Here is an 11,670-nt window from a genome sequence, read left to right on the forward strand (position 1 = left end):
GCAGACGAATGTCGTACGTCGTGCCGATCTTCATTAGATGCTCGGGGCATCTATGGGACGACCGCAAGTTCAGCCAGATCGGCGAAACGGGTGATCTGGCCGAACCGCACGCGGTCGAAGGACGATTCCGCGCCGAAATTCGCTTGCCGGTGCGGCTAGGCGGACCACAGGATCTGCGCATGAACACTCCTGACGCCGTGGTGCCGCTGACCTTCACGACCGTCGGTCGGGGGCGGGTCCAGCAGCAGCCGAGGCGTTCCTGGAGGCCCGAGCCCGCACGCCCGTGACGGCCGCGCTCGTCGCCGGCCTGCTTGCCGGGTACGGGATCGCCGTCCCGGTCGGTGCGGTCGGCACATACCTAGTGTCCCTCACGGCTCGCACGTCACTGCGGACCGGCGCCTGCGCCGCGCTAGGCGTCGCGAGCGCCGACGGCCTCTACGCCCTGCTCGCCGCGGTCGGCGGCGCCGCGCTGGCGACGGCGCTGCTGCCGGTCCTCGGGCCGCTCCGCTGGGCCTCCGCCCTGGTCCTGGTGGGACTGGCGGTTCGCGGTGCGGCGGTGGCGCTGCGCCAGTACCGGGAGCGGCGACTTTCGGCCCGGCTCGAGCGGCCGGTACCCGGTCCCGGACGGGCGTATCTCGGCCTCCTCGGGATCACGCTGCTCAACCCCACGACGGTGATCTACTTCGCGGCTCTGGTGGTCGGCACGCGTTCCGCCGAGGCGGTACGACCGCTGCAGCAGGGCGTCTTCGTCCTCGCCGCCTTCGCCGCCTCCGCGAGCTGGCAGCTGTTGCTGGCGGGCGGTGGCGCGCTGCTCGGCCGGGGCCTCACCGGCCACCGGGGACGCCTGGTCACGGCGCTGCTGTCGAGTTGCGTGATGCTGGGGCTCGCGGCCCGGATGGTCCTGTCGCCGGGCTGAGGATCCCGCACGCGGTCAGGGCGCGAAGGCACGGGCCACGGCGAGACTGTCCTCGTAGACGTGGTGCCGTACGACCAGTCCGTCCCGGACGGTGAGACGCAGGGCGAACCTGGCGTGATACGAGCGCCCGGTGGGCTTGGCGGTCTGCCGGATCTCGCCCGGCACGACCGCGTCGTCGCCGTCGGCCAGCACCCGCTCGATCCGGGTGTCCGCCCGCCCGGGGACATGGTGCGCCGCGAGGTCGCGGTAGTGCGCGGCGGCCCCGGCGCGGCCGCTGCGGTGGGTGATCCACGGAGTGGCCGGGCGGTCGTGCCGGTCCTGCGGCCGGTTCAGCCGCCAGTCGGCGTCCTGGGCGTACAGCTCGGCGACCCGCTCGGGGTCACCGTCGCCGATCCGGCGGAGGAGTTCCTCGACGACGGCATGCGTGGGGGACATGGGACCTGCCTCGGGTGTCGGCCGGACGGGGTGTGTCCACGACTGTGCCCGCGACGTGCGGGAAGTGCGATTACCCGGGAGGTGAGGAGGGCCCGGTGTCGTGTGGATGATCCGGGGCACTCCCGGTGTTGAATCATGGCGTCAGTCTTGGAAGCGACGAGGGGAGGACCTCATGCCTCTTGAGGGCGAGTACGAGCCCAGCCCGACAGCCTGGGTGCGTGAGCAGGTCGAGCTGTACGAGAGCTCCGGCGGGACGAAGGGCACGACCCTGATGGACACCGGGATGCCCGTCATCCTGCTGACCACCCGGGGGGCCAGGAGCGGGAAGATCCGCAAGACGCCGCTGATGCGGGTGGAGCACGACGGGAAGTACGCCGTGGTCGCCTCGCAGGGCGGTGCGCCCCAGCATCCGGTCTGGTACTTCAACATCAAGTCGGATCCGCATGTCGAGCTCCAGGACGGTCCGGTCAAGCAGGACATGACCGCCCGTGAGGTCACCGGCGCGGAGAAGGCCGAGTGGTGGGAGCGGGCGGTCGCCGCCTACCCCCCGTACGCCGAGTACCAGGAGAAGACCGACCGGGAGATCCCGGTGTTCGTGCTGGAGCCCCAGCAGGGGAACTGACGGTTCCGGGAATCCTTTCCGGCCGGGGAACGTCGGAATTTAGAAAAATCTGTTTCCCGCAGGCATGAACCGGCTTCGGGCCGGGCAGCCGAATGTCAGGCCCCGCCGCGTTCCCCCGTCGCGGCGGGGCTTTCTCGTGCCTCCTGCGCGGAGCGGTCGGTCACGTCCAGGAAGATCTGGCCGGTCTCGCCGAACTCCCGGTACAGGGACCGCTTGATGCGCACCAGGACCTCCTCGACGTCCTCGCTGTCCAGGCCGGGCACCAGGTCGACCCGGGCCGCGACCAGGGTCGTGTCGAGGCCCAGCTTCATCGTGAACAGCGCCTCCACACTGTCGATCTCGGGCTCCTCCGCCAGCCGCTCCCGGATCATGGCGCTCAGCTCCGGATCCGCGGCCTCCCCGATCAGCTGGTCCCGGGCGTCCGCGCCCAGCCGGTAGGCCACGAACACCAGCAGGACGCCGATCGCCAGTGAGGCGGAGGCCTCCCACGCGACCTGGCCGGTGACCATGTGCAGCACCATGCCGACCATCGCGAGCAGCACACCGAGCACCGCGGTGCCGTCCTCGGCGACGACCGTGCGCAGCGCCGGATCCCGCAGCCCCCGGTCCTCCCGGCGGGCCTGGTGCAGCGCCCGGATCAACGAGGCGCCCTCGGCGAGCAGGGCGACACCCAGCACGATCAGGCCCGCCACATAGCCGCTGAGCTTCTCCTCCGCGCCGTTGCGCAGCGCCTCCACGCCCTGGAAGAAGGAGAAGCAGCCGCCCATGACGAAGATCCCGACGGCCGCGAGCAGCGACCAGAAGAAGCGCTCCTTGCCGTAGCCGAAGGGGTGCCGGTCATCGGGCGGACGGCGGCTGCTGCGCAGGGCGGCCAGCAGGAACACCTCGTTGAGGCTGTCGGCCACGGAGTGCGCCGCCTCGGACAGCAGGGCCGGCGAGCCGGCGACGACACCGCCGACGGCCTTGGCCACGGCGATCACCAGATTGGCGGCGAGCGCCACGAACACGGTCAGACGTGTCCTCCGGTCGGCGTTCGCCCGGCTCGAATGTTCTTGCGACTGTTCTTGCGGCTGATCTTTCGATGAAGTCCCACTCACGACGGCCGACTGCCCCGGCCCGAGCTGATCACACCGCACGGGATGCGCGAATCGGGGAACATCGGGGAACACGGCCCATCGGGCGCGTATCGGCCCGCGCCCGCACCTCGGCAAGGAGGCACCATGAGCGGTGACGGCAACACCTCGTACGGGCACAAGAAGTTCTCCCGCTCCCCCAGTCACTTCGCGGACCGGATCACGGCGGACGGGCGGGACGGCTGGCCCGTGGCGGCCGGCCGCTACCGGCTTGTGGTCAGCCGTGCCTGCCCGTGGGCGAGCCGGGCACTGGTCTCACGGCGGCTGCTCGGCCTGGAGGGCGCCCTGTCGCTGGCCGTCACCGACCCGGTCCAGGACGACCGCAGTTGGCGTTTCACCCTCGACCCCGACGACCGTGACCCGGTGCTCGGCATCCGGTTCCTCAGCGAGGCCTACGACCGGCGGGAGACCGGCTACCCGGGCGGGGTGAGCGTGCCCGCGATCGTGGACGTACCGAGCGGACGGCTGGTCACCAACGACTACCAGCAACTGACCCTGGACCTGGCCGCCGAGTGGACGGCACTGCACCGCGACGGGGCGCCGGACCTGTATCCGGTCCAGCACCGGGACGAGATCGACACGGTGATGGCGGAGGTCTACGAGGACGTCAACAACGGTGTCTACCGGGCCGGGTTCGCGCACGAGCAGAAGGTGTACGAGGAGGCGTGCGCGGCGGTGTTCCGGCGGCTCGGTCTGCTCGCCGAGCGGCTGGCGGGGCAGCGCTATCTGGTCGGGGACACGATCACGGAGGCCGACATCCGGCTGTTCACCACGCTGGTGCGGTTCGACGCCGTCTACCACGGCCACTTCAAGTGCAACCGCTGGAAGCTGACGGAGAACCCGGTGCTGTGGGCGTACGCCAGGGACCTCTACCAGACGCCGGGATTCGGTGACACCGTCGACTTCGACCACATCAAGCAGCACTACTACCAGGTTCACACCGGGATCAACCCCACCCGTATCGTTCCCCTCGGCCCTGATCTCTCCGGGTGGCTGACGCCCCATCACCGGGAGCAGCTGGGCGGCCGGCCCTTCGGGGACGGGACCCCGCCCGGCCCGGTGCCGGCGGGCGAGGAGGTTGCGGTCGCGGGGCGGCCCTGAGAACGAGGAGGCAGACATGGCCAAGCGCAGGAAGAAGCAGAAGCTCCCTCTCGTCTACGCGCCGCTCGGCTTCGTGCTGAGCTGGGCCGGCGGCGCGCTGGGCGCACTGGTCTTCCGTCGGACCTGGATGGCGCTGCGCGGCGAGGAGGACGCGCCGGACGCCCTGGACCGGGACCGCGGCTGGGGCGAGGTGCTGCTGGCCGCGGCCCTCCAGGGCGCCGTCTTCGCGGTGGTCCGCAGTGCCGTGGACCGCACCGGCGCCACCGCCGTCGAGCGCTCCACCGGGACGTGGCCGACGACCCGCAAGGGGGGCCGGGACTGAGGAGGGTCAGCCCTGCTTGGGTGCCAGGGGCGGCACCAGGCGCAGGGTGAAGGAGTGTCCGGCCGGGTCCGAGTACCCACGTTCCTCGTAGGGCCCGGCCGGGTCCCGTGCCTCGATCGGCCGTCCGCCGAGCCCGACCACCCGGCGCTCGGTCGCGTCCAGGTCCTCGACGAGGAAGACGAGATGGGCCTGGAGGGAGTTCTCGGGGCGCGGCCAGCTGGGCGGGGTGGCGTTGACGTCCCGCCGGAAGGCGATCCGGACGCCGTCGGCGGTGCGGATCTCGACGAGGTTGGCGGATGCCTCGCTCTCCTCGCCGTCCAGCAACTGCCGGTAGAAATGGGCGAGTTTCTCGGGCTCGTTGCAGTCGAGCACCACGACGGCCGCGGTCACCAGTGCCATGCTTCCTCCCTGGGAAGGTTCTCCCAGTGCATCTGTCCCCCCGGACCGGATTCAGTCGGCCGCAGGCCACTTCCCGTCGGGGTCATGGTCGTTGGCCTCGGCGGCACGGATCTGCGCGAGCCGGGCCTCGGCCGCCGTCAGCAGCAGGTCCAGGGCGGCCGGGTAGGAACTGCCCCGCATCGAGGCCACGAGGTGGCGGGCGGTGGCCGCGATGTTCGGGTGGGTGGCGGCGGGCAGCCGGGCGTAGGTCGCCTGCCACACGTCCGCCTCGGCCTCGCGGGCGGGCTTGGGCAGGGCGGTGTTGGCGGAGTCGAGGGCGCTGTACGCGAGGGCCTGGTCGACGAAGGCGTGGTAGACGCGGACCGCCTCCGCGTTCGGGAAACCCGCGCTCCGCAGCACTCCGAGGATGGTCTCGACGGCCTGGATCTCGTACGTCCGTCCGGTCACCCGGTGGGCGCTGAGTACCGCCGCCCGCGGATGGGCGAGGGCTCCGGCGTGCATGCGCAGGCCCAGGTCGCGCAGGTCGGCGCGCCAGTCGCCGGTGGGCCGCCAGACGCGCAGGGTACGGCCGATCAGTTCGTCGGCGACGGCCAGCATCAGCTCGTCGGTGTGCCGGAAGTAGCGGTAGAGGGAGCTTGGGTCGGCACCCAGGGCGCGGCCGAGGCGGCGCACGGACAGGGCCTCGGCGCCGTGCTCCTCGATCAGCCGCAGGGCGGTCTCGACGATCAGCTCCTCGGAGAGGACCACGCCGTGTTTGGTGGGGCGCCTGCGCCGCCGGTCGGCGGCCGGGACGACTCGTTCGCTCATGGGGCCTCCGTTCCTGCCGGACCTTATGACAACACCGTTGACCTGTGAAGTGCACCGGCAGTTTCATGTGCGGTCACCGGGGCCGACCAGGTCCGGCCCCCAGGTGTGAGCGGAGTGCTGGCCATGACCGACAAGCCCTACACAGTCGACCCCCCTGAGTTGCGCAGATCCCTCGGTGTCCTCGACACCGTCGCGGTCGCCGCGTCCAGTACGGCCGCCACCACCAGCATCGGTATCGGGCTGGGGGTGACGGCCGGGGTGGTCGGGCTGCATCTGCCGGCCATCATGCTGCTGGCGTTCCTGCCGATCCTGGGCATCGCGGGCGCCTACTCCCGGCTGAACCGGGTGGAGCCGAACGCGGGCAACGGCTATGTGTGGGTGGGCCGTTCGCTCAATCCGTGGCTCGGCTTCATGGTCGGCTGGGTGAACATCGTGGCGACGGTCGCCTTTCTCGCGTACACCACGGCGGTCACCGGGTCGGCGATGCTTCAGCTGGCGGGAGAGGCCGGACTGCACCGCGTCGGCGGGCTCGCCCTCGACCCCGGATCGACGGCGCAGACCACGGCCGTCGGCATCGTCGTCCTGGTCGCCGTCACCCTCACCGCGGTGACCGGCATCCGCACCGCCGCCCGGCTCCAGACCGGGCTGCTGGTCTTCGAGTACGTGGTGCTGCTCGGGTTCTGCGGCTACGGCATCGCCACCGGCTCGCACCCCTTCAGTCTCAGCTGGTTCGACCCGTTCGCGATCCCTTCGGCGACGGCGCTGGCGCAGGGTCTGCTGCTGTCGGTGTTCTGCTACTGGGGTTTCGAGGCCGCGTTCAGCGTCAACGAGGAGGTCCGCGACCCCCGGGACGCCTCCCGGGCCGGGCTGATCACCCTGGTGACCATGCTGGGGCTGTTCCTGCTGGGCTCGGTGGCCTTCCAGCGGGTGCTGTCGGAGCCGGAGCTGGCCGGGCACGGGGCCGAGGGGCTGGCGTTCTTCGGCGACCGGCTCGCCTCCCAGCCGTGGGCCGCGCTGCCGCTGGTGGCGCTGATGTTCTCGGCGATGGCCTCGCTCCAGGCCGGGGTGATCCCGACCGCGCGTGGCATGTTCGCGATGAGCCGGGACCGTACTCTCGGGCCGGTGTGGGCCAGGGTCAGTCCCAGGTACGGCACTCCGGCGGCCGGGACGCTGCTGATCGGGGCGCTGGCAACGGCGGTCGCCGCGCTCGCCCTGGTGATCCCGAGGCTGGCCGACATGATCATGGCGACGGTGAACGCGGTCGGCATCGTCGTCGCCCTGTCGTACGCGCTCACCGCGCTGGCCGCAGCCGTGCGCTTCCGGTCTCTGCTGCGGGAGGACTGGCGCCAGGGCGTCCGTGCGGTGGTGCTCCCGGCGCTGAGCGCCCTCACACTGCTGGGCCTGGGCGGTTATCTCGGCTGGTGCTTCTACACCTCGGCCGACCACTTCGAGGTCAGCGCGGACAACGGCTGGTTCCTGCTGACCACCCCGCTGGTGATGATCGCGTCCGGTTTCCTCGCGGCCGGATGGGCGAAGTACGTACGCCGCTCGCCGTACTTCCGCACCGGTGAGGGCACGGACGCCGATGCACCCCAACTGCTCACGACCCCCAACTAAGGAACAGGAAAGATGCACGCTGATCTGCTCTTCACCGGTGGCCCCGTCCTCACCCCCGGGGGCCCGACGGCCTCTGCCGTCGCGGTCACCGGTGAGCGCGTCACCGCCGTCGGCTCCGCCGAGGACCTGCGGGAGCTCGCCGGGCCGCGCACCGAGGTGGTCGATCTGGCCGGACGGCTGCTGCTGCCCGGTTTCCAGGACGCGCACGTCCATCCGGTGCCGGCCGGCCTCGAGTTGAGCCAGTGCGCCCTGACCGGTCTGCGGACCGCCGCGGAGACCGTGGCCGCCGTACGCGCCTATGCCGAGGCACATCCGGAGCGGGCGTGGATCCTGGGCGGCGGCTGGTCCATGGAGGCCTTCGAGGGCGGTACGCCGACACGGGAGCTGCTGGACTCCGTCGTACCGGACCGGCCGGTGTATCTGCCGAACCGGGACCATCACGGGGCCTGGGTCAACAGCCGGGCCCTGGAGCTGGCCGGGATCGACCGCGACACGCCCGACCCGGCCGACGGGCGGATCGAGCGGGACGCGTCCGGCGTGCCGAGCGGCACGCTCCAGGAAGGGGCGATGCAGCTGGTCGGCCGGCTCGCGCCGCCCGCGACCCCGGCGGACCGGGTCGCGGCCCTGCTGCACGCCCAGCGGTATCTGCACGCACTGGGCATCACGGCCTGGCAGGACGCGCTGGTCGGGGACTTCCTCGGCATGGACGACCCGGCGCAGGCGTATCTGACGGCGGCCCGGGACGGTTCGCTGACCGCGCGGGTGGTCGGCGCGCTGTGGTGGGACCGGGAGCGCGGCGCCGAACAGATCCCGGAACTCGTCGAGAAGCGGACCGCGTTGAGCCATGGCCGGTTCCGGGCGGGCACGGTGAAGCTGATGCTGGACGGGGTGGCCGAGAACGGCACGGCCGCGCTGCTCGACCCGTACCTGGACAAGTGCGGCTGCGCCACGGCAAATCGGGGCAAGAGCTTTATCGACCCGGCGCAGCTTCCCAACTACGTGACCGAGTTGGACGCGCTCGGCTTCCAGTGCCACTTCCACGCGCTGGGCGACCGGGCCGTACGGGACGCGCTGGACGCCGTCGAGGCGGCGCGGGCCGCGAACGGCCCCAGCGACACGCGGCCCCACCTGGCACATCTCCAGGTCGTGCACCCCGCCGACGTACCGCGTTTCGCCCGGCTCGGCGCGACCGCGAACATCCAGGCGCTGTGGGCCGCGCACGAGCCGCAGATGGACGAGCTGACCATCCCCTTCCTGGGGTCCGAACGCGCCGGGTGGCAGTACCCGTTCGGGTCACTGCTGCGCTCCGGGGCGCGGCTCGCGGCCGGCAGCGACTGGCCGGTGAGCAGTCCCGACCCGGTCCAGGGCATCCATGTCGCGGTGAACCGGGTCGAACCGGGCGGCGACGCGCCGGTGTTCCTGCCCAAGGAGCGGCTCGGGCTCAGGGACGCGATCACGGCGTACACGGCCGGATCGGCGTATGTGAACCACCTCGACGACACGGGCCGGGTGGCGGCCGGGGCGTTCGCGGACCTGGTGGTCCTGGACCGCGATCCGTTCGCCGGGCCTCCGGAGACCATCGCGGACACCCGGGTCGCGCAGACCTACGTGGCGGGCGCGCGAGTGTACTCAGCTCAGGAGGCGTGAGCAGTAACACACGTCACGGCGAGGTCACGCGTAGATCATTTACGCTCTGGGCAGCCTCGTAGCGCTTCACGGCTCAACTTTCGAGCCACGAAGGCCAGTTCGAGTGCACGGGTGGCCGACAGGCCACCCGTTCGCAGGGACGGGGGGACTCTGCGCACTGTCGCCCGAAAGGAAACACATGCCTCAGGACGTCACCTTCGACCTGCCCTTCGAGACCCCCGTCAGCGAGCATCCGGAGTTCGCGCGCGCCCGTCACCTTCGCCGGATCCTGGACATGGACCTAGTACGCGGCAAGGCCGGGTTCGAGGAGTACAGGTCGTGGGACCTGCCGCAGGCGACCGCCCGGACCCGTCCGCACGCCCCGGCAGCGGACTTGGCCGTCCTGATGAACCGGTTCTCGCCAGCCTTCCGGTTCCGCGACCGGTTCGACGCCGGCGTCGGATCCGTCGGCCTTCCCGGAGCGGCCGCGCACCGCGGATCCGATGGTCGCGCCACGCCTGACGGACCGCGAGTGCTTCCTGACCGACACGGCTGAGGCGGCCGTGCGGGTGCTCGTCCCACGGCAGCAGTGCTTCGGCAAGGGCGGCCCGCCCACCGAAGGCCGGCGGTGCCGAGGATTCAACCGCCGTGGACGAGCGGCTCGCCGCGTTCGAGAACCGAGCGGACATCTGGCAGTTCGTCCTTCTGGGGCAGCTGGGCGGACCGCTCCGCTTTCTCGGCCGTCAACGCAGCAGTCGTGCCCCTCGCGGTCGTTCGCAGCAGGAGCCGGAGCCGGTCGCGTGGGTCCGGCTGTCCGGCGAGGCCGTCGCGGAGGGGACAGCAGATCCTCGGACCCGACCGGCCGACGACCACGGTCGGTCGATTCCGTTGCCAGGACCACAACTCGAAGGAGACCGGTGTGAAATCTCAAGGCGTAAGTGCTGTCCCGAAGGCGTCCGCCGACAGCTTGCTCCCGGCGCAGCCAGGCGCCCAACTCCAGCCGGGGGAGGCGGGGAACGCCCTGGCCGGCCTCTTGGCGCAACGCATCATTGGCAGCACGGAGCAGCATCGAAGGTCCCAGAACGCCGCTCAGCAGCGGCTGGACGCACTCGGCTCCCCCGACTCCAGCCGCTTCAGCACCACGCTGCAGGTGGAGGGAGCCCTCCGTCTGGCGCAGCGCGCGTTCCTCCCGCCCGACGAGGAGGGCTACGCCAGGTTGAGGCGCCTCGACACCAGCCTGCGCATGATCGAAACAGCATTCCCCCAGGTCAGCATGGATGCCGAGGTCTGCCGACTGACCTGCACGATGCTGGAGGGGGCCTGGCGGAGCCGGGCGCTCACCCCGCCGCGCGAGGAGGTGGGGACAACCGCCTGCACCTGCCCGCTGTGCCGTCGGCTGCCCACGCCCCCCGCACGCACGCTGGGCGACTACGGCTGGCGGCACAGCGCCGGTCGTCCCCTGGCCGTCAAGACCTGGCCGTATCGCCGGGAACTCGACAGCGTCCTGACCGGTGGGTGGTCCTGGACCCGGCAGATGAACGACCTCGAACACGACCTCGGCCACCGCCACCGCTTCGAGGACGACATCCTCGTCTTCCACGAATACAAACGCGTGATCGACACCATCGACACCACGCGCCTCACCCAACACGTCGAAGGCCGCTTGGCCGAGAGTTTCAGCACCAACAGCGCACGGGCCCTGGTCTCCGGCCTCTTCGCGGCCCACAAGCGATCCGTCGACGAGTACTGGCTCCAGCAGCACCACGCGGGCAGCGTCGTGCTCCCCCAGACCAACCCGCTCGGCCAGAGCACCTACTCACTCCTGCAGATGCTGGACTGCCTGTTCTGGCACGTCGCACCCGACACCGAACTCTGGCAGGAGGAGAACCTCGCCTCCCTGCTGCTGTGCCGCGTCATCGACGACATGGCCGACGTACGGGCCGACGCCCTCACCGGCGAGATCAGCAACTTCTGGCTCGCCGAGATGCCCACCCACACCAAGGCCCTCTACGCCGCCTGCGCCATAGCCCTGGTCAAGTACGGCTGCATGCCCGAGGCGCATCGCCCGATGTGGAACACCTGGCTGATGACCACCACCATCGTCTGGATGGGGCTCACGGGCCGCCACGCCCTGTGGTTCGACGGCATCACCGAGGGCCTCCCTCCGGCCGAGGCGTGCCCGCTCTGCGACCTGCAGCCCAACGCATGCACCGGCATCCTCACCCACGGCACCACCCTCACCACCACCCCGCGGCCCACCGTACCGGCACTCAGCCCCCGGACCGCCGAGCTGTCCGCACGCTGCCGAGCCCAGTACCCGGGGACATGGCCCCTCTTCGACGCCGAACTCCACGCCTTCGAAGCACTGCACGGACCTTGGCACGGCAACACCGACAGCACATGGGAGATCCTGCGCCGCACCTACATCGCCGCCGTGGAGGCATCCAGCGCCGCACCGTCCACGGCCCGCGCCCGTCATGTCCAACAAGACGCCGGCGTGGTCGGATCCGAAAGATTTCACACCCTGCACGACCCTCGAACCGGGAGGGAAGACACCACCCTGCTCGCCTACATGTTCGGCTGCGCCCACCCGCACTTCCTCTGGAACGCCACGGGATACCGTCCCACGGACGTCGCGGGCGACTGGCTCGACGGCTGACGCCGCCGTACGGCTGCTGCGCGACAGCGTCCG

Annotated in this window: 13 protein-coding genes; 9 read left to right on the top strand and 4 right to left on the bottom strand. The window is 71.0% G+C overall.

Features of this window, described 5'->3' with window-relative positions; translation table 11 throughout:
• Window positions 1-8: 8 nt before the first annotated feature.
• Both ABTY98_RS03430 and ABTY98_RS03435 read left to right on the top strand, forming a co-directional pair.
• Complete coding sequence (locus tag ABTY98_RS03430; RefSeq protein WP_352219165.1) at window positions 9-287, top strand: hypothetical protein; 279 nt, start codon at window positions 9-11, stop codon at window positions 285-287.
• Window positions 284-916, top strand: a complete 633-nt coding sequence (locus ABTY98_RS03435) for a LysE family transporter (RefSeq protein ID WP_352219166.1) — start codon at window positions 284-286, stop codon at window positions 914-916. Before ABTY98_RS03430 ends, ABTY98_RS03435 begins: the two co-directional genes overlap by 4 nt.
• 15 nt (window positions 917-931) lie before the next feature.
• Here ABTY98_RS03435 and ABTY98_RS03440 read toward each other — a convergent pair whose 3' ends face one another.
• Window positions 932-1,351 carry a nuclear transport factor 2 family protein gene (locus tag ABTY98_RS03440; protein WP_352219167.1) on the bottom strand — a complete coding sequence of 140 codons (420 nt, stop codon included), beginning with the start codon at window positions 1,349-1,351 and terminating at the stop codon, window positions 932-934.
• 172 nt (window positions 1,352-1,523) lie between these two features.
• Between ABTY98_RS03440 and ABTY98_RS03445 the strand changes: the two genes are divergently transcribed.
• Window positions 1,524-1,973 carry a nitroreductase family deazaflavin-dependent oxidoreductase gene (locus ABTY98_RS03445; RefSeq protein ID WP_352219168.1) on the top strand — a complete coding sequence of 150 codons (450 nt, stop codon included), beginning with the start codon at window positions 1,524-1,526 and terminating at the stop codon, window positions 1,971-1,973.
• Between the two features lie 95 nt (window positions 1,974-2,068).
• On the opposite strand, the gene ABTY98_RS03450 is transcribed toward ABTY98_RS03445, so the two are convergent.
• Complete coding sequence (locus tag ABTY98_RS03450) at window positions 2,069-3,070, bottom strand: cation diffusion facilitator family transporter (protein ID WP_502994130.1); 1,002 nt, start codon at window positions 3,068-3,070, stop codon at window positions 2,069-2,071.
• A gap of 123 nt (window positions 3,071-3,193) precedes the next feature.
• On the opposite strand from ABTY98_RS03450, the gene ABTY98_RS03455 reads away from it, so the two are divergent.
• Window positions 3,194-4,207, top strand: coding sequence for a glutathione S-transferase family protein (locus tag ABTY98_RS03455; protein ID WP_352219169.1), 1,014 nt, complete (start codon window positions 3,194-3,196; stop codon window positions 4,205-4,207).
• A 16-nt stretch (window positions 4,208-4,223) separates the two neighbouring features.
• Window positions 4,224-4,529, top strand: a complete 306-nt coding sequence (locus ABTY98_RS03460) for a DUF4235 domain-containing protein (RefSeq protein ID WP_352219170.1) — start codon at window positions 4,224-4,226, stop codon at window positions 4,527-4,529.
• A gap of 6 nt (window positions 4,530-4,535) precedes the next feature.
• On the opposite strand, the gene ABTY98_RS03465 is transcribed toward ABTY98_RS03460, so the two are convergent.
• On the bottom strand, window positions 4,536-4,928 hold the full coding sequence (locus ABTY98_RS03465; protein ID WP_352219171.1) for a VOC family protein: 393 nt from the start codon (window positions 4,926-4,928) through the stop codon (window positions 4,536-4,538).
• A 51-nt stretch (window positions 4,929-4,979) separates the two neighbouring features.
• Window positions 4,980-5,735: a TetR/AcrR family transcriptional regulator gene (locus ABTY98_RS03470; protein WP_352219172.1), complete on the bottom strand. Its 756-nt coding sequence runs from the start codon at window positions 5,733-5,735 to the stop codon at window positions 4,980-4,982.
• A gap of 123 nt (window positions 5,736-5,858) precedes the next feature.
• On the opposite strand from ABTY98_RS03470, the gene ABTY98_RS03475 reads away from it, so the two are divergent.
• From ABTY98_RS03475 to ABTY98_RS03490, 4 genes are all read left to right on the top strand, one after another.
• A complete protein-coding gene (locus tag ABTY98_RS03475) occupies window positions 5,859-7,352 on the top strand; it encodes an APC family permease (protein ID WP_352219173.1) in 1,494 nt (497 codons plus the stop codon).
• A gap of 12 nt (window positions 7,353-7,364) precedes the next feature.
• Window positions 7,365-8,999, top strand: a complete 1,635-nt coding sequence (locus ABTY98_RS03480; RefSeq protein WP_352219174.1) for an amidohydrolase — start codon at window positions 7,365-7,367, stop codon at window positions 8,997-8,999.
• A 178-nt stretch (window positions 9,000-9,177) separates the two neighbouring features.
• On the top strand, window positions 9,178-9,534 hold the full coding sequence (locus tag ABTY98_RS03485) for a hypothetical protein (protein ID WP_352219175.1): 357 nt from the start codon (window positions 9,178-9,180) through the stop codon (window positions 9,532-9,534).
• Between the two features lie 363 nt (window positions 9,535-9,897).
• Window positions 9,898-11,637: a hypothetical protein gene (locus ABTY98_RS03490; RefSeq protein WP_352219176.1), complete on the top strand. Its 1,740-nt coding sequence runs from the start codon at window positions 9,898-9,900 to the stop codon at window positions 11,635-11,637.
• Window positions 11,638-11,670 lie beyond the last annotated feature (33 nt).

The organism is Streptomyces sp. NPDC096040, from assembly GCF_040303265.1.
GTDB lineage: Bacteria > Actinomycetota > Actinomycetes > Streptomycetales > Streptomycetaceae > Streptomyces.